This is a genomic window from Streptomyces sp. NBC_01244 (genome assembly GCF_035987325.1).
Classification (GTDB): Bacteria; Actinomycetota; Actinomycetes; order Streptomycetales; family Streptomycetaceae; genus Streptomyces.
The window spans coordinates 6,739,513-6,762,768 of record NZ_CP108488.1 but is presented as its reverse complement, the minus strand read 5'-3'; the positions used below and the strand labels follow the sequence as shown (position 1 = coordinate 6,762,768).

General features: G+C 72.1%; 16 protein-coding genes and 1 tRNA gene. 4 read left to right on the top strand and 13 right to left on the bottom strand.

The window, feature by feature from the left end; all coding sequences use genetic code 11:
• Positions 1-9: 9 nt before the first annotated feature.
• From OG247_RS30530 to OG247_RS30510, 5 genes are all read right to left on the bottom strand, one after another.
• The gene (locus OG247_RS30530; protein WP_327255193.1) at positions 10-1,329 is read right to left on the bottom strand and encodes a hypothetical protein; all 1,320 of its coding nucleotides are present in this window, start codon (positions 1,327-1,329) and stop codon (positions 10-12) included.
• A gap of 97 nt (positions 1,330-1,426) precedes the next feature.
• Positions 1,427-3,400: an acyl-CoA dehydrogenase family protein gene (locus OG247_RS30525; RefSeq protein ID WP_327255192.1), complete on the bottom strand. Its 1,974-nt coding sequence runs from the start codon at positions 3,398-3,400 to the stop codon at positions 1,427-1,429.
• A gap of 162 nt (positions 3,401-3,562) precedes the next feature.
• Entirely contained in the window at positions 3,563-5,008 is a 1,446-nt protein-coding gene (locus OG247_RS30520; RefSeq protein WP_327255191.1) for an aldehyde dehydrogenase family protein, read from the bottom strand.
• A gap of 554 nt (positions 5,009-5,562) precedes the next feature.
• Positions 5,563-7,140: a PucR family transcriptional regulator gene (locus OG247_RS30515; RefSeq protein WP_327255190.1), complete on the bottom strand. Its 1,578-nt coding sequence runs from the start codon at positions 7,138-7,140 to the stop codon at positions 5,563-5,565.
• A gap of 220 nt (positions 7,141-7,360) precedes the next feature.
• Entirely contained in the window at positions 7,361-9,556 is a 2,196-nt protein-coding gene (locus OG247_RS30510; protein WP_327255189.1) for an ATP-binding protein, read from the bottom strand.
• 262 nt (positions 9,557-9,818) lie between these two features.
• On the opposite strand from OG247_RS30510, the gene gabT reads away from it, so the two are divergent.
• Entirely contained in the window at positions 9,819-11,168 is a 1,350-nt protein-coding gene (gene gabT, locus OG247_RS30505) for a 4-aminobutyrate--2-oxoglutarate transaminase (RefSeq protein ID WP_327255188.1), read from the top strand.
• Positions 11,169-11,648: 480 nt separating this feature from the next.
• Positions 11,649-12,203: a phosphatase PAP2 family protein gene (locus tag OG247_RS30500; protein ID WP_327255187.1), complete on the top strand. Its 555-nt coding sequence runs from the start codon at positions 11,649-11,651 to the stop codon at positions 12,201-12,203.
• Here OG247_RS30500 and OG247_RS30495 read toward each other — a convergent pair.
• From OG247_RS30495 to OG247_RS30460, 8 genes are all read right to left on the bottom strand, one after another.
• Positions 12,188-13,999 (bottom strand): chitinase, encoded by a 1,812-nt coding sequence (locus OG247_RS30495; RefSeq protein ID WP_442813669.1) that lies wholly within the window; start codon positions 13,997-13,999, stop codon positions 12,188-12,190. The two genes, OG247_RS30500 and OG247_RS30495, sit on opposite strands and share 16 nt — an antisense overlap.
• Positions 14,000-14,150: 151 nt before the next feature.
• On the bottom strand, positions 14,151-14,615 hold the full coding sequence (locus OG247_RS30490; protein ID WP_327255185.1) for a hypothetical protein: 465 nt from the start codon (positions 14,613-14,615) through the stop codon (positions 14,151-14,153).
• A gap of 188 nt (positions 14,616-14,803) precedes the next feature.
• Positions 14,804-16,222 (bottom strand): NAD(P)/FAD-dependent oxidoreductase, encoded by a 1,419-nt coding sequence (locus OG247_RS30485; RefSeq protein ID WP_327255184.1) that lies wholly within the window; start codon positions 16,220-16,222, stop codon positions 14,804-14,806.
• 22 nt (positions 16,223-16,244) lie between these two features.
• The gene (locus tag OG247_RS30480; RefSeq protein ID WP_327255183.1) at positions 16,245-17,051 is read right to left on the bottom strand and encodes an ABC transporter permease; all 807 of its coding nucleotides are present in this window, start codon (positions 17,049-17,051) and stop codon (positions 16,245-16,247) included.
• On the bottom strand, positions 17,051-17,980 hold the full coding sequence (locus OG247_RS30475) for an ABC transporter permease (protein WP_327255182.1): 930 nt from the start codon (positions 17,978-17,980) through the stop codon (positions 17,051-17,053). Before OG247_RS30475 ends, OG247_RS30480 begins: the two co-directional genes overlap by 1 nt.
• Positions 17,977-19,128: an ABC transporter ATP-binding protein gene (locus OG247_RS30470; protein WP_327255181.1), complete on the bottom strand. Its 1,152-nt coding sequence runs from the start codon at positions 19,126-19,128 to the stop codon at positions 17,977-17,979. Before OG247_RS30470 ends, OG247_RS30475 begins: the two co-directional genes overlap by 4 nt.
• Positions 19,129-19,212: 84 nt before the next feature.
• Positions 19,213-20,463: a polyamine ABC transporter substrate-binding protein gene (locus OG247_RS30465; RefSeq protein ID WP_327255180.1), complete on the bottom strand. Its 1,251-nt coding sequence runs from the start codon at positions 20,461-20,463 to the stop codon at positions 19,213-19,215.
• A 74-nt stretch (positions 20,464-20,537) separates the two neighbouring features.
• Positions 20,538-22,067 (bottom strand): gamma-aminobutyraldehyde dehydrogenase, encoded by a 1,530-nt coding sequence (locus OG247_RS30460; RefSeq protein ID WP_327257695.1) that lies wholly within the window; start codon positions 22,065-22,067, stop codon positions 20,538-20,540.
• A 194-nt stretch (positions 22,068-22,261) separates the two neighbouring features.
• On the opposite strand from OG247_RS30460, the gene OG247_RS30455 reads away from it, so the two are divergent.
• A complete protein-coding gene (locus OG247_RS30455) occupies positions 22,262-22,813 on the top strand; it encodes an NADAR family protein (protein WP_327255179.1) in 552 nt (183 codons plus the stop codon).
• Between the two features lie 61 nt (positions 22,814-22,874).
• Positions 22,875-22,936: transfer RNA gene (locus OG247_RS30450), tRNA-Ser, on the top strand.
• Positions 22,937-23,256: the final 320 nt, after the last annotated feature.

The following is a 23,256-nucleotide window of genomic DNA, read 5'->3' as shown; positions in this document are numbered from 1 at the left end:
TGCCGCAACTCAGGGGCGCCCGGACACGGAGCCCCCATCCGTGACCCGAAGGAGAAGGTGCGGGAGCGTCCCGGCGAAGTCCGGGAGGGTACGGGCCACCCGCCACCAGGCGTCCGGATCGGAGCCGAGGGCCAGCGCGAACAGCCGGTCGGCCTCGGACCGCGCGGCGACCACCGGGGCGGACGGTTCGTGGCGGTCGGGGTGGTCCACCTCTCCCAGCCAGTGGTCCTCGTCCAGGGCCCAGCAGGCGGGCGCCTTGTGCCGGATCACGTCCTCGCCGGTGAGCAGCCCGCGGGCGAGGCAGTCGCGCACCCACCGGATGTCCTCCTGGACGGACTCCATGGGCACGGCCAGGCTCGCCAGGGCCAGTTCGCGGTCCACGCCCGCGACGGGCTCGGCGGACCCGGGCGCCACGGAGCGCACCGCCTCCGCGAGTCCGGGGACCGGTGGTCCCCCGGCGGGCTCCGGCAGGGTGCCGCGCACGATCCGTGCGACCAGGACCGGCAGGGTGCCCGGGAAGGCGGGGGCGTGGCGCAGCAGCTCCGCCCAAAGCCGGGGGTCGTCGCGCAGGGGGCGCAGCGCCCGGGCGGCGGCCGTGCGCATCCCCGTCCGCTCGGGCAGGCTCCAGCGCAGGCCGCGGGCCCCGGACAGGTCGGTGAGGAGCAGGGTGCGGTGCGCGGGGGCCACGTGGGCGACGAGCTCCTCGTGCGTGACCCGGCCCATCCGCACGGCGCGGACGGCGGGCCGGTACCAGGTGCGCTCGTCCGGCGCCGCGGTGGCGAGCAGCCCGTGGACGGTCTCCCGGGGCAGGTCCTCGACGAGCAGCAGGGCTTCGACGGAGCCGGCCGGCAGCGGCAGGCGGAGGTGTTCGGCGAGCAGCAGCTCCGGGTCGGGTCGGTGGCGGAGCGCCAGGATGTCCAGCGGGACCCGCGGCCCGCGCCGGCCGTGCCGGCGGAGCAGGCCGATGAGCTCGGCCGCGGTGAGCGGCTCCTCGCCGGCGTCCCGGCCCAGTTCGGCGCGGAGCACCGGGAGGAGTTCGGCCGGGGTCCTGCGGCGGGCGTACCGGGCGGGCCCGGGCAGGCCGGGCAGCGGCCGGCCCACGACGCGGGGGTTGCGGGCCACGTAGGTGCGGTCGGCCGCGCCTCCGTGGCGCAGCAGCAGGGTGACGGTCGAGGCCGCCAGCCATTCGTCCCGGCACAGGTACTTGAAGGCGGGCTCGTCGAGCCGGCCGATCATGTCGGTGACGACGTGGTCCGGTGCGTGGCGCAGGAGGTGCGCCACGCACCAGGCCAGCCGTCGGCTGGCGCGGTCTTCCTCGGCCGTGGGCATCGTTCTCGTCCGCCTCGCGCTGTGCTCGTACGCGTACCCGTGCTCGTACCCGTACTCATCCTCGTACGTCCGTCCGACGTCCGGCGATGATTGCAGGTCAGCGCAGAGGTCTGTGGACGTTTTCGCGGGTGGAGGGGCCGGGGGCGGCGTCGGCGATCCACGGGCCGTCGCCGGAGGGGTCGAGCACGCCCTCCTCCAGCCAGGTGTAGGTGCCGTTCAGGACCCCGGCGACGACCTTGCGGTCCAGGTCGTCGGTGTTGTCCCAGAGCCGCCCGAAGAGCTCCTCCACGCGGAGCCGGGACTGCCGGCAGAAGGCGTCGGCCAGCTGGTAGGCCTCTCGGCCGTGCTCGCCGGAGGTCCGCAGGTGCTCGGCGCGCACGCAGGCCGCGCTCATCGCGAAGAGCTCGGCGCCGATGTCGACGATCCGGCCGAGGAACCCCTGCTTGGTCTCCATCCGGCCCTGCCAGCGGGACATGGCGTAGAAGGTCGAGCGGGCGAGTTTGCGCGATCCGCGTTCGACGTAGCGCAGATGGGTGGCGAGGTCGGGGTGGCCGTTCGGGTGGAAGGCCCGGTAGGTGCCGGGGACCTGGCCGGGCCCGGTGGCGAGTTGGGGGAGCCAGCGGGCGTAGAACCCGGCGGCGCGGGCGCCGGCCTTCGCCTTGTCGCCCAGTGCCTTCTCCGGGTCGATGAGGTCGCCGGCCACCGACAGGTGGGCGTCCACGGCCTCGCGGGCGATCAGCAGGTGCATGATCTCGGTGGATCCCTCGAAGATCCGGTTGATGCGCAGGTCGCGGAGCATCTGCTCGGCCGGCACGGCCCGCTCGCCGCGGGCGGCGAGGGACTCGGCGGTCTCGAAGCCGCGCCCGCCGCGGATCTGAACCAGCTCGTCGGCGATCAGGCAGGCCATCTCGGAGCCGTAGAGCTTGGCGAGGGCGGCCTCGATGCGGATGTCGTTGCGGTCCTCGTCGGCCATCTGGGAGGCCAGGTCGACCACGGCCTCCAGGGCGAAGGTGGTGGCCGCGATGAAGGAGATCTTGGCGCCGACGGCCTCGTGCAGGCCGACCGGCCGTCCCCACTGCTCGCGTACGCCCGACCACTCGCGGGCGATCTTCAGGCACCACTTCCCCGCGCCCACGCACATCGCGGGCAGCGACAGCCGGCCGGTGTTCAGCGTGGTCAGCGCGATCTTCAGCCCGGCACCCTCGGCGCCGATGCGCTGGGCCGCGGGGACCCTGACCCGGTGGAAGCGGGTGACGCCGTTCTCCAGGCCGCGCAGGCCCATGAAGGCGTTGCGGTGCTCGACGGTGATGCCCGGAGAGTCGGCCTCGACGACGAAGGCGGTGATCCCGCCGCGGTGGTTCTCGCTCCTGGGGACCCGCGCCATGACGACGAGCAGGTCGGCGACGACCCCGTTGGTGGTCCAGAGCTTCACGCCGTCCAGGACGTACGCGTCCTCCCCGTCCGGGACCGCCGTGGTGGCCAGACGTGCCGGGTCGGAGCCGACGTCCGGCTCGGTGAGGAGGAAGGCGCTGATGGCGGTGGTCGCGCAGCGCGGCAGGTAGGCGTCCTTCTGCTCCTGCGTGCCGAACATCTTCAGCGGCTGGGGTACGCCGATCGACTGGTGGGCGGAGAGCAGGGCGCCGATGGCCGGGCTGACGGAGCCGACGAGGGCGAGCGCCTTGTTGTAGTACACCTGGGTGAGACCGAGACCCCCGTACTTCGGGTCGATCTTCATGCCCAGCGCGCCGAGCTCCTTGAGCCCGCGCACGGTCTCGTCGGGGATCTTCGCCTCGCGCTCGATGCGCGCCCCGTCGACGGAGGTCTCGCAGAACTCCCGCAGCCGGGCCAGGAAGGCCTCTCCGCGCCGGACGTCCTCGTCGGCGGGGAGCGGGTGGGGGTGGATCAGGTCGAGCCGGAACCGTCCGAGGAACAGCTCCTTGGCGAAGCTCGGCCGCTGCCAGTTCTGTTCCCGGGCCGCTTCCGCGACCTGCCGTGCCTCGCGCTCGGTCACCTTGGGCCGTACGGGCCGTTCGGGCTGGGTCTCGCTGTCGCCGGGCTGTGTTGCGGACATGAGGGGGCTCACCTCGCCGCCGAGAGAGGGGGTGCTTACCGGTGGGTGCTACCAGTGAGTCGTACCCGTTTCGGGCGGCGGGGAAGCGGCGGTAAAAGGGGGACGGCCGGAGCCCCCGCACAGTAGGCTCCGGCCGTCGGCTTGGTGGCCGTACGAGTTCGGTCAGATGTCGAGGCCGCTGAGGACCAGGACCCGCTCGTAGGTGTAGTCGTCCATCGCGTAGCGCACGCCCTCGCGGCCCACACCGGACTGCTTGACGCCGCCGTACGGCATCTGGTCGGCGCGGTAGGACGGGACGTCGCCGACGATCACGCCGCCGACCTCCAGCTCGCGGTGGGCACGGAACGCGGTCTGGATGTTCCGCGTGAAGACGCCGGCCTGCAGACCGAACTTCGAGTCGTTGACGGCGGCGAAGGCCTCGTCGGTGTTCTCGACCCGGCGCAGGGTGAGGACCGGTCCGAAGACCTCCTCGGTGGCGAGGGTGACGCCCGCGGGCACCTCCGCGACGACGGTGGGCTCGTACGAGGCACCCTCGCGCTTGCCGCCCGTGAGCAGCTTGGCTCCGGCGGCCACGGCCTCGTCGACCCAGGACTCGACCCGCTTGGCGGCGTCCTCGGAGACGAGGGGGCCGACGTCGGTGGCGGAGTCGTTCGGGTCGCCGGTGACCTGCTCGCGGACCTTGGCGACGACCTTCTCGACCAGGCGGTCGTAGACCGTCGCGTCGGCGATCACGCGCTGCACGCCGATGCAGGACTGGCCGGCCTGGTAGTTCGAGAAGGTCGCGATGCGGGTCGCGGCCCAGTCGAGGTCGGCCTCCGAGGACCAGTCCTCCAGGACCACGGCCGCGGCGTTGCCGCCGAGCTCCAGGGTGCAGTGCTTGTGGGGCACGGCCTGCTGGATGGCGTAGCCGACCTTGTCGGAACCGGTGAAGGAGATGACGGGCAGGCGCTCGTCCTTGACCAGCTCCGGCATCTTGTCGTTGGCGACGGGGAGCACGGACCAGGAACCGGCCGGCAGATCGGTCTCGGCGAGCAGCTCGCCGAGGATCAGGCCGGAGAGCGGGGTGGCCGGGGCCGGCTTCAGGATGATCGGCGCGCCGACGGCGATGGCGGGGGCCACCTTGTGGGCGCACAGGTTCAGCGGGAAGTTGAAGGGCGCGATGCCCAGGACCGGACCCTTGACGAAGCGGCGGGTCAGGGCCAGGCGGCCGACGCCGCCGGCGTCGGTGTCCAGGCGCTGGGCCTCTCCGCCGTTGAAGCGGCGGGCCTCTTCGGAAGCGAAGCGGAACACGGACACCGCACGGCCGACCTCACCGCGGGCCCACTTGATCGGCTTGCCGTTCTCGGCGGAGATCAGCAGCGCGATCTCCTCGGTGCGCTCGGCGAGCCGGCGGGCGACGTGGGCCAGGGCCTCGGCGCGTACGTGGGCCGGGGTCGCGGAGAACTCCGCCGTCACGGCGTAGGCGGCGGCCACGGCCTCTTCGACCTGGGCGTCGGTCGGGACGCTCACGGTACCGACGAGGCGGCCGTCCCACGGGGAGTGGACGTCGAAGCTGTCGTCGCCCGTGGCCTGGCGGCCGGCGAGCCAGAAGGCGTGGGTGGAAGTCATGCTGATCCCGGCCCTTCGGAGTGTGTGCGGTGGGTCCTTGTCCCCTCCACCGTAGGACTCCGCCGCGGATTCGGCGTTTGTCCGGGGTGGAGTACGTGCGTGGCGCGGCGCGCCGCTTTGTCAGTGTCGGGGCGGCCGCCGCCCGTGCGGGGCCCCGCCGGGGGCGCGTACGGGGCACCGGGCGGCCCTGCTGGGCGCGGCGGGCGGGCTCGTCCGCGCCACGCGGGCCCCCGCTGCGCGGGGCGAAGTCCCCTACCCGCCCTTCGCCCGTTCCCCGGGGCTGTGCCCCGGCCCCCTGGGGCTGCGCCCAGACCCCGCGCCTCAAACGCCGGCGAGGCTGAAATGGCGCTCCGCGCCTTCCAGCCCGCACCGGCCGAATCCAGCCCCTCCGGCGTTTGAGGACCGGGTCCGGGCGCAGCCCGGGGAACGGTGGAAGGGCGGGTAGGGGATCCAGCCCCGCAGGGCCGACCCACCCGCACCCGCCCCCCGGGCCCCACGCCGGGACGGCAGTGGCGGGCACCCGGCCCAGCCACCGACGGACGGAGTCCGGCGCGTCAGGAAGGTGTGGTCGCCTTCAGAGCGAGCCAGAGCTCCATGCGGACGTCCGGGTCGTCCAGGGAGCGGCCGAGGATCTCCTCGACCCGCCGCATGCGGTAGCGCAGGGTGTGGCGGTGGACGCCCAGGTCGGCGGCGGCCGCGTCCCACTGGCCGTGGCGGGAGAGCCAGGCCTGGAGGGAGGCCACCAGGTCGCCCCGGCCCTTCTCGTCGTGCTCGCGCAGCGCCCGCAGCGTGCCGTCCGCGAAGGCCCGTACCGCGTCGTCGGCGAGCAGCGGGAGGACCGAGCCCGCCGCCAGGTCCTCGTGTTCGACCATGGGGCGGCCGCGCCGCCGGGCCACGGCCAAGGCTTGGTCGGCCTGTTTGAAGGCCGCCGCCACGCCGGAGGCCACCGCGGGCGCCGACAGGCCGAGGACCAGCTCGTCCGGCTCCGGTTCGGCCGACTCCCGGCCGCGCCGGGATTCCAGGACCTCCGCGTGTTCCGCGCACGCCTGGACCGCCGAGCCCCCGTCGGCCGCCAGGACCACGAGCCGCCCGGGCTCCGGCACCACCAGCAGGCTCTCCCCCGTGCGCGCCGCCGCCGATTCCACGGCGTCGGCCAGCAGCGCCAGGCCCTCCGGCTGGGCCGTGCCCGCCAGGGCGGGTTCCGCCACGAGGATCCGGAAGGGTGCGTCGAGCAAGGCCCCGTACAGGTCCCCGGCGACGGCCTGGGCGTGCTCCGCCTGGCCGGCCAGCAGCATGCGCAGCACGGCGGCGCCGAGCCGGGACTCCGCGTCGTGCAAGGAGCGGGACCGTTCCGTGGTGAGGGTCAGCAGGGCCACCGCGGAGTGGACGGCGTACCGCTCCGCCGTGCCGAGCGGGGCCCCGGTGCCGACCGCGAGGGCTCCGCGGGCCCGCCGCCCGGTGCCCAGCGACTGGAGTTCGACGCGGTCCTCGGAGCCGCCCACCACGGCGCTGGCCGGCGCCGGCCGCTCCCGCAGCCGTTCCACGTCGGGGGTGAGCCGGGCGGCCCGGCGCGCGGCCCAGTCGGGCGCGGCCGCGACGACGGCGCCCGAGGTGTCGTAGAGCGCGGCCCAGCCGTGCACGTGCGCCGCCAGCTTCGTCAGCAGTTCGGCGGGCCCGTCGGCGGACAGCGCGGCGCGGGTCAGCTCGCGCTGCGCCTCGAAGCCTGCGGTCACGGCCCGGTACTGGTCGGCGGCGAGTGCCGCGGAGACCGCCTTGCTGATGGCGAGGAACGGGGTGCGCCGGGGTACCTCCAGCAGCGGCAGGTCCTCGGCGGTGGCGGCTTCCACGAGCGCCTCGGGCACGGCGTCGTAGTTCACGCCGACGGCGAAGCCGATGCCGACGACCCCGGCCGCCGCGAGCCTGCGGACGTAGCGCCGCATCTCCTCGGGGTCGTCCGCGTCCAGCTTCATCGCCGTGATGAGGAGGAGCTCCCCGCCCTCCATGTACGGGACGGGGTCGGCGAGCTCACTGACGTGGGCCCAGCGCACGGGGGTGTCGAGACGGCCCTCCCCGGCCCGGACGCTGAGTTTGAGCGCCGAGTGCTGGACGAGCGAGGCGAGGGTGAGCGGCATGGGTACCGGGGCGCCTTAGGGAGAGGAGGGGTTCGGCGGCGAGGTGCCGATGGAGGATTCTCGCCGTGGACCACCACCGCGGATTTCGCCGTGTCGTACGAACGGCTCCCTTGATTCTGCCATCCCGTACGGGTTCGCTCCTTCCGGTCGCCTCTCCCTCCCAGCCCCGGCCCTGCCATCCATGGCCCTCCCATCCATGGCCCCCTCCGCCCTGTCCCCCTCAGCCTCGTCCCCCGAGCCGCACCAGCAGCGGGGCGGCGCGCTCGCCGCGGACGGAGGTGAGGGAGAGCACGGCGTGGCCGGGGGGCACCACGTGCGCCAGGTCGGAGGCCGACCAGCGTTCCCGCTCCACTTGGCGCACGGTCACGGCGTCGGTGGTCACCGCCTTTCCCGAGACCAGCTTCCGGAAGGCGTGGATGGCCCGGGTGAGCGGCTGGTCGGCGAAGACCGTCCGGTGGGTGACGTCGCGGGTCTCCACCCATTCGGTGCCCCAGGTCTCGGCGAACCGCTTGCCGTCCCAGGTGGTGACCCCGGAGAAGGCCATCCGGCAGCCCACGGCCCCGAGCAGCGGGGTGCGCAGGGCCTCCGGTACGTCGTCCAGGGTGCGCAGCGTGAGCAGGACGCCCGCGTTGGCCGAACGGAGCCGCTGGATGCCGCGCACCGCTTCCGGGGTGAGGGTGTGGGAGGCGTCGTCGAAGGCGAGGAGCGCGAAGAGCGTGCGGTCGGTGCGGGCGGCGGCAGCGGCGTTGAACTGGGCGAGCAGCAGCCGGGCCAGCATCCGGGAGGCGTCGGCGTGCCCGCGCTCGGGAAGGTCCACGCGGACCCGCAGCGGATGCTCCAGGGCCCGCAGGGAGAACGGCCGCCCGGCGCCGGTGGTGTCGAAGAAGCCCGTGAAGGCGGGCCGGTCCAGCAGCGCGACCCGGTCGGCGAGGGCCGGGCCCGGGTCGGCGGGGGCGCCGTGCTGGCGTTCGCGCGCGTCGAGCTCGCGGAGCATCCGCTGCTGCCCGGTGGCCTCCAGGGCCTCGCGCAGGGCGGCGAGGGCCACGGGCACGCGGTCGACGAGCTCCCGCAGTTCGGGCACGGCGGGGAAGCGGCCGTACGCGGCCCGGAACGGGCCGAGGAGCTGGGCGAGGGCGGTGGCGGCGCGGCGTACGTCGATCCCCGGCAGGTCGCCCACGAACCCCTCCGCGAGGAGCATGGCGGCCTCGTCGGGGTCGGTGGAGCCGCCGTAGAGGTCCAGGTCGTAGACGGAGTCGGGGTCGCCGACGCGGACGACGACGTCGTAGCCCGCGTCGGGTCCGAGGGCGGTTCCGGCGGAGGCGACCACGACGACGGCGGCCTGGCCGGCCAGCGCCTGCAGGGCCAGCGACTCCACGACGGGGCGGACCAGGAGGGAGGTCTTGCCGGCGCCGGAGGGGCCGATGGCGAGCAGCGAGGTGCCGAGGACCGTGGGGTCGAGGGCGAGGCCGCTGCCGCGGCGGGCGTACGGGTTGCGCTCGCCGTCCTGGACGGTGCCGAGCAGCACCTGCCGGGCGAGCAGATCGTGCCGGGCGGCGCGGGCGGGCAGATCGCGCGCCCCCGACGGGTGCACGCAGGCTCCGGCCCCCTTGTCCCGTACGGCGTCGGCGAAGGCCCGCGTCCGCGAGGGGTCGGCCCGCACGGTCTCCCAGGCACGCCGGATCCGCACGTGGTCCACGTCGTTCATCCGCCCGGCCCGCACCTCCGCCCCCAGCCGGTCGGCCGCCTCCACCAGCCCGGCGGCCCGCACCTCGGTCCAGGCCGCGGGGTCGTCGGGGCCGCCCGGTTCCACCGGCCGCGGCGGCGGGGCCTGGGCCCGCGCGGCGCGGCCGCCGAAGATCCGGCGGGCCAGCTCGGGCCAGCGGCCGAGACGGCCGAATCCGATGGTGAGGGTCGCCGCGACGATGGCGTACCAGATGTAGGAGGCGACGACGGCGGGCAGCGTCCCCGCCCAGGAGTCGGGGGTGAACATGTAGAGCGGCCAGAGCCAGAAGCCGCCGAGGTAGCCGTTCCAGAGGAGGGACCACAGCAGCAGCCCGGCCAGCAGGGAGATGAGCGCCCCGCTGACCAGCTGGCGGGTCGGGGTGACCTCGGGCTCCTGCGCGGCACGGGGGACGTGCCCGTACGACCAGACGCCCGGGCCGGCGGCCGGGCGCGGGACGCGCAGCCAGTCGGCGAGGGTGGGGCCCGCCACAGGGCCTGCCGCCGGGCCTGCCGCCGGATCCGCCGCCCGGTCTCCCGCCGGGCCCGGCACCGCCCCGGTGGCCGTTCCCGGGGCCGGGGCGTGGGCGGGCTTCGGCGGGAGGCCCTGGAGGCCCGGGGGCCCGGCCGGGCGCGGGACGTGCCCGGCGGCGAACGGCGTCCGCCGCTCCCCGCCCTGCGTGCCGTCGGTGTCCATGTAACCGCTGCCCCCTGCCCGTTACCGCACTGCCCTGCGCTGCCCTGCACCGCGCCGCGCGCTCAATCTAGTGGCCGCCGACGCCCCGCGGCCCGTACCCGGTCATGATCCACAGGACATGCCGCGGATTCCTTCCTATGGCCGTCACGGACAAGGACACGCGGGCACCACTCCCGAACGGAGCATGCAGGACCACGCCTCCCGGGCCTAGCCTGCGGACAAAGACACAAGTGCGTCCGAAAACACCCCCCAGGAGCCCCCTATGACCGCTGTCCCGCAGGAGCGCCGCATCGTCACCGCGATCCCCGGCCCCAAGTCGCAGGAGCTGCAGGCCCGCCGTCTGTCGACGGTGGCCGGCGGCGTGGGCTCCGTGCTCCCCGTCTTCACGGCCCGCGCGGGCGGCGGCATCATCGAGGACGTCGACGGCAACCGCATGATCGACTTCGGCTCCGGCATCGCCGTGACCTCGGTCGGCGCCTCCGCCGAGGCCGTCGTGCGCCGCGCCGCCGCGCAGCTCGCCGACTTCACCCACACCTGTTTCATGGTCACCCCCTACGAGGGCTACGTGGAGGTCTGCGAGGCCCTCGCCGAGCTCACCCCGGGTGACCACGCAAAGAAGTCGGCACTGTTCAACTCCGGCGCCGAGGCCGTCGAGAACGCCGTCAAGATCGCCCGTTCGTACACCAAGCGCCAGGCCGTCGTCGTCTTCGACCACGGCTACCACGGCCGTACGAACCTCACGATGGCCCTGACCTCGAAGAACATGCCGTACAAGCAGGGCTTCGGCCCGTTCGCCCCCGAGGTCTACCGCGTCCCGGTCGCCTACGGCTACCGCTGGCCGACCGGCGCCGAGAACTGCGGCCCCGAGGCCGCCGCCCAGGCGATCGACAACATCGTCAAGCAGATCGGCGCCGAGAACGTCGCCGCGATCATCATCGAGCCGGTCCTCGGCGAGGGCGGCTTCATCGAGCCGGCCAAGGGCTTCCTCCCGGCGATCGTGAAGTTCGCCAACGACAACGGCATCGTCTTCGTCGCCGACGAGATCCAGTCCGGCTTCTGCCGCACCGGCCAGTGGTTCGCGTGCGAGGACGAGGGCATCGTCCCCGACCTCATCACGACCGCCAAGGGCATCGCGGGCGGCCTGCCGCTCGCCGCGGTGACCGGCCGCGCCGAGATGATGGACTCCGTGCACGGCGGCGGCCTGGGCGGCACCTACGGCGGCAACCCGGTGGCCTGCGCCGGCGCCCTCGGTTCCATCGAGACCATGAAGGAGCTCGACCTCAACGCCGCGGCGAAGAAGATCGAGTCCATCATGAAGGCCCGCCTGACGGCCATCCAGGAGAAGTACGACATCGTCGGCGACATCCGCGGCCGCGGCGCCATGATCGCGATCGAGCTCATCAAGACCGACACTCCTGAAAACGTCGCGTCCAAGACCCCGAACCCGGAGGCGGCCGGCGCGCTCGCCAAGGCCTGCCACGCCGAGGGCGTGCTCGTCCTCACCTGCGGCACCTACGGCAACGTGCTCCGCTTCCTGCCGCCGCTCGTCATCGGCGACGACCTGCTGAACGAGGGTCTGGACGTCATCGAGGCCGCGTTCGCGGCTCTCTGATCGAACGTCTGACACAGTCGGTAGAACGCGGAGGCGTGATCCTCGATCACCAAGCGATCACTACCGCGGGTAACGGTCGGACGCTGTGAAGAAGGTGTGGGGGGCCGATGGCGGGAGCGTTTTCCCGCTGTCGGTCCCCCTTCCGCTGCCGTACGGTTTCTGCAGATGAGTGAGACACCCCGCTCCCGGGAAACCGGAAGCGACACCAGTACCGGGCTTCCCCAGCGCCGCACTGGGCATGCGTTCGCGCACACTCCTCAGCGATCGGACGACCGTACGCCCCAAACCCCCCGGGGCGCTCGGCGATCCGATCCGGGCGGCCGCCCCGGAACCACCCCCCCTGTTCCGGGGCGGCCGGCCACTCTCCGCTCCGCGGCCTCCTCGATCTCCGCGATCTCCGCGCGCTCGGCGCGCTCCGCGCGTCGTGCGGTCTCCGCACTCTGCGTCACGCTCTTCGCCCTGACCACCTGGCAGGTCCTCGTGTCAGGGCCGCTGCTGGTCCCGGACGCCGGCCTCAGCCGGGCGCTCGTGCGCACCGTCCCCGACGCGGTCACCCAGCGCCTCTCCGACCTCGGCAACGTCCCGGTCGCGCTCCCCGTCCTGCTCCTCGCGGTCCTCTACGCCGCCCGGCGCGGCAACCGCCGGGGCGCGGCGGCCGCGGCGCTGGCCATGGCCCTGGTGCCCGCCCTGGTCGTCCCGCTGAAGGAGTGGACCGGCCGGCCGGGCCCCCTGGAGCCCTGGGCCTCCGGCTACTACCCCTCGGGCCACACGGCCACCGCGTACGTGGCCTACGCGGGCGCGGCCCTGCTCGTGCGCCCGTACGCCCGGGGCCGATGGCCCCTCCCCCTCGCGGCCGCCCTCACCGCCCTGACGGCGGCGGGACTGATCCTGCGCGGCTATCACTGGCCCCTGGACGTCCTGGCCAGCCTCCTGATGTGCACGCCGCTGCTGCTCGCGGTGCGAAGCGCGGCAGGGCCGGGGCGTGCGCGCCCCGGCCCTGCCGCGTCCGAGTCGGTCGGTCAGCCGCCGAAGTAGGCGTCGAAGTTCTTCGAGAACTCCCAGCTGCCGAAGCGGTCCCAGTTGATGGACCAGGTCATCAGGCCGCGCAGGGCGGGCCAGGTGCCGTGGGTCTGGTACGAACCACAGTTCGTCTTCTTGGTCAGGCAGTCCAGCGCCTTGTTGACCTCCGCCGGGGAGGTGTGGCCGTTGCCCGCGTTGGTCGTGGCCGGCAGGCCGATGGCGACCTGGTCCGCGCGCAGCGGCGGGAAGACGCGGGCGGTGTTGCCGGCGACGGGGAAGCCGGTGAGCAGCATGTCCGTCATGGCGATGTGGAAGTCGGCTCCGCCCATGGAGTGGTACTGGTTGTCGAGGCCCATGATCGAGCCCGAGTTGTAGTCCTGGACGTGGAGCAGGGTGAGGTCGTCGCGCAGGGCGTGGATGACGGGGAGGTAGGCGCCGGCGCGCGGGTCCTGGCCGCCCCAGGGGCCGGATCCGTAGTACTGGTAGCCGAGCTGGACGAAGAAGGTCTCGGGGGCCATCGTCAGGATGAAGTCCGGGCCGTACTTGGCCTTCAGGGTCTTCACGGCCGAGATCAGGTTGACGATCACCGGGGTGGTGGGGGCGCGGAAGTCGGTGTCGCCCGTGGCGAGGGAGAGGGAGTGGCCCTCGAAGTCGATGTCGAGGCCGTTGAGCCCGTACTCGTCGATGATCTTGCCGACCGAGGAGACGAAGGTGTCGCGGGCCGCCGTGGTGCCCAGCTGGACCTGGCCGTTCTGGCCGCCGATGGAGATCAGGACCTTCTTGCCCGCGGCCTGCTTGGCCTTGATGGCGGCCTTGAACTCCGCGGCCGATTCGACGGTCGGGCACTCGCTGACGGGGCAGAGCTGGAAGCGGATGTCGCCGGAGGTGACCGAGGTCGGTTCGCCGAAGGCCAGGTTGATGACGTCCCACGAGGCGGGCACGTCGGCCATCCGGACGTAGCCGGAGCCGTTGGCGAAGCTGGCGTGCAGGTAGCCGACCAGGGCGTGGGCGGGCAGGCCCGGGTTGCCGGGGTCGCCGCCGCCGGGCGTGGTCACGGGGACGGCGGCGCTCCTGGGGGATTCGCCGGCCGCGTTCACGGCGCTGACCTGGAAGGAGTAGGTCGTGGAGGCGGTGAGGCCGGTGACCGTCGCCGAAGTGCCGCTGACCGTGGTCGGGTTCGCGCCGTCCCGGTAGACCTTGTACGAGGTGGCCCCGGTCGCGGCCGACCAGGAGAGGCCGACGGTGGTGGCGGAGGAGGCCGACGCGGTGAGTCCGGCGGGGGTCGCCGGGGCCTGCGGGTCACCGGGTCCGGAGCCGCCGGGGTCGGGGCCGACGAGGGTCACGTCGTCGGTGAACTGCGGCGGCTGGCCGTACCAGCCCTGCGTGTACACGGTCACCGAGGTGGTGCTCGCGCCGGTACGGAAGCTCGTGCTCAGCTGCTTCCAGGCACCCGGTGTCTGCGTCCAGGTCTGCGGGTCCGTGGTCCCGGTGCCGGTCGCGCCGAGGTAGACGTACGCACCCTGCACCCAGGCGCTCAGGGTGTACGCGGAGTCGGGCTTGACGGTGACGGTCTGGGAGCAGCGGGCGTTGTCCTGCCCGGCCGGCGTGCCCTTGAGGGCCGAAGTGCCGCCGCGGACCGGGGTGCTGACGACGGTTCCGCTGCCGGCCGTGCAGCTCCAGCCGGCGAGGCCGGCTTCGAAGCCGCCGTTGCGGATGAGGTCGGCGTCGGCGGCCGCGGCGGGCTGACCGGTGGCGAGGAGGCCGGCCGCCGCGAGGGCGGCGGCGGTAAGGAGGGACAGAACGGAGCGTATGACGGTGGGTCTGGCGGCGCGGGTGGGGCGAGCAGGACGGGTGGGGCGCACAACTGCCTCCGGTACGTGGGGGGATGGAGCCTGGCCGCGCGCGGGGAAGCGGTGGGGGAAGGCGCAGCGGCGCCCAAGATGGTCCAGACCAATGTTCTTGTCAAGACTTCCCGCCTCCCCGCCCCACGGCGCGCGCCGCCGCCTCGTGCATCGCGAGCTCCAGTACCGCCGGATCGGTGAGCGTGCCCTGCCCGTCCGGGACCACGAGCCAGCGGACCCCGCCCGTGGCCCGGCCGGGGTACGGGACCACGATCCAGGTCCCCCGGCCGGCTCCCCGTACGCCCGTCCCGACCCAGCGGGACGCCGTGCCCGCGGGCACGAAAAAGCCCAGCCTGGAGTCGCCGAAATCGGCGAGCACCGGGCCGGGCCGTTCCAGCAGCGCGTCCAGCACTTCGAGGGTGGTGTGCCCCAGCTCCCCCGGCAGGATCAGCACGTCCCACCGGCGGCCGGCGGGCAGCAGGGCGACCCCGAGGGGGTTGCGCTCCCACTCCCGCCGGCAGGCGTCCGGATCGGGCGCCACCGAGACCAGCCATTCCACTGCCGTTTTCTCGCCCGGGATCGTCATCGCCCGGCCTCCGCTCTCTGTGATGAGGTGAAGCGTTCTCACAGGAGAGAGCGGGGCCGGGCGCAGGTATGACGCGGGTTTCGTTACTCCATGGTAGTGAAGCAGGTCACACCACCCGGGGCGATGTGCGCCCGGGGCGCGCGGAGGTCGCTTACCCGATCAGCGCACCGGTGCGCCGCCGTCGAGCCTCAGCTGTCGAAGCCGAGACCGAGGCGGTCCAGCGTCTTCAGCCACAGGTTGCGGTGCCCGCCCAGCCGGTCCGCCCGGGCCAGCGACCACTTCGTCATCGTGATGCCGGTCCACGCGAAGGGCTCCGGCGGGAAGGGCATCGGCTTGGAGCGGACCATCTCCAGCTCCGTGCGCTCGGTCTTCTCCCCCGCCAGGAGGTCGAGCATCACGTCGGCGCCGAAGCGGGTGGCCCCGACGCCGAGCCCGGTGTACCCGGCCGCGTAGGCCACCTTGCCCGCGTGCGCGGTGCCGAAGAAGGCCGAGAAGCGCGAGCAGGTGTCGATCGCCCCGCCCCAGGCGTGGCTGAATTTCACCCCTTCCAGCTGCGGGAAGCAGGTGAAGAAGTGCTCGGCGAGCTTGAGGTACGTCTCGGGCCGGTGGTCGTGCTCGGCGTCGAGCTTGCCGCCGTACGGGTAGATCGCGTCGTAGCCGCCCCACAGGATCCGCCGGTCGGGGGTGATCCGGAAGTAGTGGAACTGGTTGGCGCTGTCGCCGAGTCCCTGCCGGTTCTTCCAGCCGATCGAGGCGAGCTGCTCCTCGGAGAGCTGCTCGGTCATCAGCGCGTAGTCGTAGACCGGGACGGTCAGCGGGCGCACCCGCTTGACCAGCGACGGGAAGATGTTGGTGCCCAGCGCGACCCGGCGGGCGAAGATCCGCCCGTACGGGGTGCGCACGGCCATCCCGGCTCCCGAGCCGGTCAGGTCCAGCCCGCGCGTGTTCTCGTAGATCCGTACGCCCAGCTCCAGGCAGGCCCGCTTCAGGCCCCAGGCGAGCTTCGCCGGGTTGAGCATGGCGACGCCGTCGCGGTCCCAGATCCCGCCGAGGAAGGTCGGGGAGTCGACCTCGGCCCGTACGGCGTCCGCATCCAGCCATTCGGAGCGGCCGGCGAGGCCGAGCCGCTCGGCCTCCGCGTGGAACTCGCGGAGCTCCGCGACCTGGTGCGGCTCGGTGGCCACGTCGATCTCTCCGCTGCGCTCGAAGTCGCAGTCGATGCCGTAGCGGGCGACCGCCTCCTCGATGGCGTCGAGGTTGCGGGCACCGAGGTCTTCCAGCGTGGCGAGCTCGTCCGGCCAGCGGGCCATCCCGTTGGCGAGGCCGTGGGTGAGGGAGGCGGCGCAGAAGCCGCCGTTGCGGCCCGAGGCGGCCCAGCCCGCCTCGTGGCCCTCGATCAGTACGACGTCCCGGGCGGGGTCGCGCTCCTTGGCGAGCAGCGCGGTCCACAGGCCGCTGTAGCCGCCGCCGATGACGAGCAGGTCGCAGTGCTCGTCCCCGGTGAGGGCGGGCTCGGCGGCGGGCTTGCCGGGGTCGTCCAGCCAGTACGAGACCGGCTTCGCTTCGGAAAGAGATCGTGCAGCGGTGCGCATGGCGTCTGGGGCCATGTCTTCCAACTCCCTACAGGTGTTACTTGGGCTGTGCTTTCTTGCGGCGGTTGGCGACCATCTGGCCGCCCAGCACCACCAGGACCGCGATGACGAACATCGCCGTGCCGATGACGTTGATCTGTACAGGCGTACCGCGCTGGGCCGATCCCCACACGAACATGGGGAAGGTGACGGTGTTGCCCGAGTTGAAGTTGGTGATGATGAAGTCGTCGAAGGAGAGGGCGAAGGAGAGCAGCGCACCCGCCGCGATACCGGGGGCCGCGATCGGCAAGGTGACGCGCAGGAAGGTCTGCACGGGTCCGGCGTAGAGATCGCGGGCCGCTTCCTCCAGGCGGGGGTCCATGGAGAGCACCCGGGCCTTCACGGCGGCGACGACGAAGCTGAGGCAGAACATGACGTGGGCGATCAGGATCGTCCAGAAGCCGAGCTGGATGCCCATGTTGAGGAAGAGGGCGAGCAGCGAGGCCGCCATCACGATCTCGGGCATGGCCATCGGCAGGAAGATCAGCGAGTTGACCGCGCCGCGCCCGCGGAAGCGGTAGCGGACCATCGCGAAGGCGATCGCGGTGCCCAGCACCGTCGCCCCGATGGTGGCCCACAGGGCGATCTGCAGCGACAGGGACAGGGACCCGCACATGTCGGCGACCCCGCAGGGGTCCTTCCACGCGTCGAGGGAGAACTCCTGCCAGGCGTAGTTGAACCGCCCGGTGGGGTTGTTGAAGGAGAAGGCCGTGACGACGACGTTCGGCAGGATCAGGTACGCGAGCGTGCCGAGCCCCGCGATCACGACGAGATTGCGGCGCAGCCAGGTGGTGGCGCTCTTCATCAGACCAGGTCCTCCGTCCCCGCTCGGCGGATGTAGATGGTGACCATGACGAGCACGATGGCCATGAGGATGAAGGACAGCGCGGCCGCCGTCGGATAGTCGAGGATGCGCAGGTACTGCGACTGGATGACGTTGCCGATCATGCGGGTGTCCGTGGAGCCGAGCAGTTCGGCGTTGACGTAGTCGCCGCTCGCCGGGATGAAGGTGAGCAGGGTCCCGGAGACCACGCCCGGCATGGACAGCGGGAAGGTCACCTTGCGGAAGACCGTGGCGGGACGGGCGTACAGGTCCCCGGCCGCCTCGTGGAGGCGGGTGTCGATGCGCTCCAGCGAGGTGTAGAGCGGAAGGATCATGAAGGGGAGGAAGTTGTACGTCAGACCGCAGACGACCGCGAGCGGCGTGGCGAGGACGCGGTCGCCCTCGGTCATTCCGAGCCAGCTGGTGACGTCCAGGAAGCCGACGGTGTTGAGGACGCCGACCACCGGACCGCCGTCGGCCAGGATCGTCTTCCAGGCGAGGGTGCGGATCAGGAAGCTGGTGAAGAACGGGGCGATGACCAGCACCAGGAGCAGGTTGCGCCAGCGGCCCGCCTTGAAGGCGATCAGGTAGGCCAGCGGATAGCCCAGCAGCAGGCACAGCGCGGTCGCGGTGCCGGCGTAGAGCAGGGAGCGCAGGAACTGCGGGTAGTACTCGGTGAAGGCGTCCCAGTACGTCTGGAAGTGCCAGGTGACCTCGTAGCCCTCTTCGAGGGAGCCGGTCTGCACCGAGGTCGAGGCCTGGTAGACCATCGGCAGCACGAAGAAGACGAGCAGCCACAGGATGCCCGGGAGCAGCAGCCAGTACGGGACCAGGCGCTTCTTCAGGGACGGCTTGTGCACCGGGGGCTCGGCCGAGACGGCGACCTCGGGCAGGGTCGCGGGGGCGCTCACGCGCTCTCCTCGACCGTCTCGATGCCGGCGTCGATGTCCTGAGCGGCGTCCAGCCCGAAGGTGTGGTCCGGGTTCCAGTGCAGTATCACGTCGGCGCCGGGGACGAGGCGGGCGTCGCGCTCGATGTTCTGCACGTACACCTCCAGCTCCGGGCAGACCGGGCTGTCGATGACGAACTGGGTGGAGACTCCGATGAAGGAGGTGGCCGCGATCTTGCCGGCGATCTTGTTGCGGCCGGCCTCGACGGTGTCCGCCGCGTCCGCGTGGACCAGGGAGATCTTCTCCGGGCGCACCCCGACCAGCAGCTTGCCGCCGGCGCGGGGTGTGGTCGAACATCGCGACGCCGGGACGCGCAGCTTCGTACCGGCCGAGGAGACGACGACGTCGGACGCGCCGGCTTCCAGGACCTCGGCCTCGATCAGGTTGGAGGTGCCGAGGAAGTTCGCCACGAAGGTCGTCTTCGGGTTCTCGTAGAGCTCGGCGGGGGCGCCGAGCTGTTCGACGCGGCCGCCGTTCATCACGGCGACCGTGTCGGCCATGGTCATGGCTTCCTCCTGGTCGTGCGTGACGTGCACGAAGGTGATGCCGACCTCGGTCTGGATGCGCTTGAGCTCCAGCTGCATCTGACGGCGCAGCTTGAGGTCGAGGGCACCGAGCGGCTCGTCGAGGAGCAGCACCTGTGGGTGGTTGATGAGCGCGCGGGCGACGGCGACGCGCTGCTGCTGGCCGCCGGAGAGCTGGTGCGGCTTGCGCAGGGCGAACTGGCCGAGCTGGACGAGGTCCAGCATGTCGTCGACCTGCTTCTTGACCGACTTGATGCCGCGGCGGCGCAGCCCGAAGGCGATGTTCTCCGAGACGTCGAGGTGCGGGAAGAGGGCGTAGCTCTGGAAGACGGTGTTGACCGGGCGCTTGTACGGCGGCAGGTGCGTGACCTCGCGGTCGCCGAGGCTGACGGTGCCGGTGGAGGGCTCCTCCAGGCCGGCGATCATGCGCAGGGTGGTGGTCTTCCCGCAGCCCGAGGCGCCGAGCAGGGCGAAGAAGGAGCCCTGGGGGATGGTGAGATCCAGCGGGTGCACGGCGGTGAAGGATCCGTAGTGCTTGCTGATCCCGGCGAGGCGGACGTCGCCGCCTTCGGTCTTGTCAGTCATGGGCCTGGGCCTTCGGTGGTGTGTCGTGGAAGGGGCAGGTGCCGGTACGGGTGTCATCGCCGGCGGGGGACGCGGCGGGACCCGTCAGGCTCCGATGAGCTTGGCGAACTTCTCCTCGTACGCCGTCTCTTCCTCGCTGGTGAGGGAGCGGAAGGCGTGCGACTTGGCGGCCATCGCCTTGTCGGGGACGATCAGGACGTTGTCCGCGAGCTCCGGGTCGATCTTGGCCAGCTCGTCCTTGACGCCCTCGACGGGGCAGACGTAGCTGATGTACGCGGCGAGCTGGGCCGCGACCGGGGGCTCGTAGTAGTAGTCGATGAGCCGCTCGGCGTTGGCCTTGTGCCGGGCCTTCACGGGGACCAGCAGGTTGTCGCTGGAGGTGATGTAGCCGGGCGCCGGGATCGCGTACTGGATGTCCGGGTTGCCGGCCTGGAGCTGGATGACGTCGCCGGCCCAGGCCAGGCAGGCCGCGAGGTCGCCCTTGTCGAGGTCCGCCGTGTAGTCGTTGCCCGTGAAGCGGCGGATCTGCTTCTTGTCCACACCCTTCTGGAGCCGGCCGATCGCCGCGTCGTAGTCGGCGTCGGTGAACTTCGCCGGGTCCTTGCCCTGGTCGAGCAGGGTCATGCCGACGCTGTCGCGCATCTCGGTGAGGAAGCCGACGCGGCCCTTGAGGGAGGGGTCGTCGAGCATCTGCGTGACCGAGTCGACCTTCTTCCCGCCGGTCGCCTTGGTGTTGTAGGCGATGACGGTGTTGATGCCGGTCCAGGGGTAGCTGTACGCGCGGCCCGGGTCCCAGTCGGGGCTGCGGAACTGCGGGATCAGGTTGGCGTAGGCGTGCGGCAGCCGGGAGGGGTCCAGCTTCTGGGCCCAGCCGAGCCGGATGATGCGCGAAGCGAGCCAGTCGGTGACGACGATCAGGTCGCGGCCGGTGTCCTGGCCCGCCGCGAGCTGGGGCTTGATCTTGCCGAAGAACTCGACGTTGTCGTTGATGTCCTCGGTGTACTTGACCTTGATGCCGGTCCGCTTGGTGAACTCCTCCAGCGTGGGACGGGACTTCTCGTCCTCGCTGGTGTCCATGTACTCGGTCCAGTTGGAGAAGTTGATCTCCTTCTCCTGTGCCGAATGGTCGTCGGAGGCCGCGGCGTTCCCCTCCGCGCGCTTGGCCGGCGGGATGCCGCAGCCGGCCAGCGCGGACAGGCCGCCGAGGGTGAGCGCTCCGACTCCGGAGGCGCGCAGCACGGAGCGGCGGGTGAGGGCGCCGCGCCCGCTGGTGAGGCTGCGCCGCATGGCGGCGAGTTGCGCCGCCGAGAGGCGGTCGGGCTCGAACTGCTCCATGGGAGGTGCCCTTTCGGGATGGGTGCGGGCCGCTGGTCGGGCGGCAACTGCCCCGCGGCGGGAGCCGCGAAGTGTTAGGTTCTGTCCCCGAAGATCGTGCGGTGCCAGTCCTTCGCCGCCACCGCGGTGTTGTCGTACATCACGTGCTTGACCTGCGTGTACTCCTCGAAGGAGTACGTGCTCATGTCCTTTCCGAAGCCACTGGCCTTGTAGCCCCCGTGCGGCATCTCGCTGATGATCGGGATGTGGTCGTTGACCCAGACGCAGCCCGCCTGGATCTCCCGGGTGGCGCGGTTCGCCCGGTACACGTCCCGGCTCCAGGCGGAGGCGGCGAGACCGTACGGGGTGTCGTTGGCCAGCGCGATGCCCTCGTCGTCGGTGTCGAAGGGCAGGACGACCAGGACCGGCCCGAAGATCTCGGACTGGACCACCTCGCTGTCCTGGGCGGCGCCGGAGATCAGCGTGGGCCGGTAGTACGCGCCGTCCGCGAGCTCTCCCGCGGGGATCTCACCGCCGGTGACGACGGTGGCGTACGCGCGGGCGCGCTCGACGAACCCGGCGACCCGGTCGCGGTGGGCGTGCGAGACCAGCGGCCCGAGGTCGGTCGACGGGTCGAAGGGGTCGCCGACGCGGACGGTCTCCATCAGCTCGGCCACCCGGGCGACGAAGGCGTCGTGGAGGGGGCGCTGGACGTAGGCGCGGGTGGCGGCCGTGCAGTCCTGGCCGGTGTTGATCAGGGAGGCGGCGACGGCGCCGTTGGCGGCGGCCTCCAGATCGGCGTCGTCGAAGACGAGGAAGGGGGCCTTGCCGCCGAGCTCCAGGTGGAGCCGCTTGACGGTGGCGGTGGCGATCTCGGCGACCCGCTTGCCGACGGCGGTGGACCCGGTGAAGGAGGTCATGACCACGTCCGGGTGGCCGACCAGGTGCTCGCCCGCGTCCCGGCCGGCGCCGGTGACGATGTTGACCACGCCGTCGGGCAGGCCCGCCTCCTTGGCCGCCTGGGCGAACATCAGGGAGGTCAGCGGGGTGAGCTCGGCGGGCTTGAGGACGATGGTGTTGCCCGCGGCGATCGCCGGAAGGATCTTCCAGGCGGCCATCTGCAGCGGATAGTTCCACGGCGCGATGGAACCCACGACGCCGATCGCCTCGCGGCGCACGTAAGAGGTGTGGTCCCCGGAGTACTCGCCGGCGGCCTGCCCCTGGAGGTGACGCGCGGCGCCCGCGAAGAAGGCGGTGTTGTCGATGGTCCCCGGCACGTCGAACTCCGTCGACAGCTTGACCGGCTTGCCGCACTGCAGGGACTCCGCGTACGCGAACTCCTCCGCCCGCTCGGCCAGCACGCCGGCCAGCCGGTGCAGCGCGTCGGAGCGCTCCCCGGGGGTGGCCCCCGACCAGCCGGGGAAGGCCCGCTTGGCGGCGGCGACGGCGGCGTCCACGTCGGCGGTGGAGGCCAGCTCGTAGGTGAGCACCTCCTCGCCCGTGGCGGGGTCGACCACGGTGTGTGACCGACCCGAGGTGCCGGGCCGCAGCTGCCCGTCGATGTACTGCGCGCCTTCGGCGAATCGGTCCTTGACCTGGACCTTGACCTGGAAGCGGTTGCCCATCACGCTCTCACGCTCTCCGTAGCTACAGTTCGAGCTACAGCTCGAATTGAGTGCCGATCCTGGCAGAGGTACACCCCTCGGCCAAGTGATTCCGTTGTTGCCTTTTGATTACGCGACGGAATCGGTCGACCATGTGTCGAGGCGCGCCCGAAATCCCGTACGAAGTGTCCGGTGCTCCTGCGAGACTCGCATGCATGGAGAAGATCGAGGAACTGATCGGGCAGGTCAGCCGGGGTGAAAGGCTGAAGTTCCTGCCGTTCTGGGGACACCGTCCGAGGCCCGACGGAACGCTCGGGCCGAGCTGCCTCAGTCAGTGGTGGCCGTCCGAGTTCACCGTGGGTGACGTGCGGTACGCGACCGCCGAGCACTGGATGATGGCCGGAAAGGCTCGCCTGTTCGAGGACGCCGAGGCGGAGCGCGCGGCCCTGGAGGCGAAGAGTCCGGCGGCGGCGAAGGCGGCCGGGCGGCTGGTGCGCGGCTTCGACGACACCGTGTGGAAGCGGGAACGGTTCGCGCTGGTGGTGGAGGGCAGCGTGCACAAGTTCGGCTCCGACCCGGCACTGACCTCGTACCTGCTGTCGACCGGGAAGCGGGTCCTGGTGGAGGCCAGCCCGATGGACCGGATCTGGGGCATCGGGCTCGCCGCCGACGACGAGCGGGCGCTGGACCCGGCGCGCTGGCGCGGCCTGAACCTGCTGGGCTTCGCGCTCATGGAGGCGCGCGAGCGGCTGCGGGCGGAGCTGTAGTGCCGCGTTAATCGATCGCGCGGGCCCGGCCGGACGTCTAGCGTGTTCCTTGTCCAGGTGCGCAGGTGAGACCTACTTCCACTGTTAATGGGGCGGCCGCGGGTTCGAGTCCCGTCACCGGCTTCGGGCCGGTGTAGCTCAGTTGGTAGAGCACCACGTGGTTTCGCCGACCTCGATCTCTGGACACCTACGTTCGCACCTCCCGGTGCGCCGGCCACGGCTACTTCCTCCACGAAATGACGCCGCGGCCACTTCTTCCTCGGGAGGCACACGTGCGGAGTGCCCGGTGCGCAGGCAACGGTTACTTCCGGATCAACGGGTCGCGGGTTCGAGTCCCGCCCGGCTCCGGCCGGTAGCTCAGTCGGATAGAGCAGTCGACACAGTCCGTCGCCGACTTCGATCTCGGGCATTCCGCACGTCACGCCTCCCCCGCTTTCCACTGA

Excerpts from the sequence above, each read along its gene's own strand:
- OG247_RS30470 (WP_327255181.1), bottom strand. The coding sequence starts at position 19,128 with ATGACTGACAAGACCGAAGGCGGCGACGTCCGCCTCGCCGGGATCAGC.
- OG247_RS30485 (WP_327255184.1), bottom strand. The coding sequence starts at position 16,222 with ATGGCCCCAGACGCCATGCGCACCGCTGCACGATCTCTTTCCGAAGCG.
- OG247_RS30460 (WP_327257695.1), bottom strand. The coding sequence starts at position 22,067 with ATGGGCAACCGCTTCCAGGTCAAGGTCCAGGTCAAGGACCGATTCGCC.
- OG247_RS30490 (WP_327255185.1), bottom strand. The coding sequence starts at position 14,615 with ATGACGATCCCGGGCGAGAAAACGGCAGTGGAATGGCTGGTCTCGGTG.
- OG247_RS30515 (WP_327255190.1), bottom strand. The coding sequence starts at position 7,140 with ATGCCGCTCACCCTCGCCTCGCTCGTCCAGCACTCGGCGCTCAAACTC.
- OG247_RS30530 (WP_327255193.1), bottom strand. The coding sequence starts at position 1,329 with ATGCCCACGGCCGAGGAAGACCGCGCCAGCCGACGGCTGGCCTGGTGC.
- OG247_RS30465 (WP_327255180.1), bottom strand. The coding sequence starts at position 20,463 with ATGGAGCAGTTCGAGCCCGACCGCCTCTCGGCGGCGCAACTCGCCGCC.
- OG247_RS30520 (WP_327255191.1), bottom strand. The coding sequence starts at position 5,008 with ATGACTTCCACCCACGCCTTCTGGCTCGCCGGCCGCCAGGCCACGGGC.
- OG247_RS30480 (WP_327255183.1), bottom strand. The coding sequence starts at position 17,051 with ATGAAGAGCGCCACCACCTGGCTGCGCCGCAATCTCGTCGTGATCGCG.
- OG247_RS30510 (WP_327255189.1), bottom strand. The coding sequence starts at position 9,556 with ATGGACACCGACGGCACGCAGGGCGGGGAGCGGCGGACGCCGTTCGCC.
- OG247_RS30525 (WP_327255192.1), bottom strand. The coding sequence starts at position 3,400 with ATGTCCGCAACACAGCCCGGCGACAGCGAGACCCAGCCCGAACGGCCC.
- OG247_RS30455 (WP_327255179.1), top strand. The coding sequence starts at position 22,262 with ATGGAGAAGATCGAGGAACTGATCGGGCAGGTCAGCCGGGGTGAAAGG.
- gabT (WP_327255188.1), top strand. The coding sequence starts at position 9,819 with ATGACCGCTGTCCCGCAGGAGCGCCGCATCGTCACCGCGATCCCCGGC.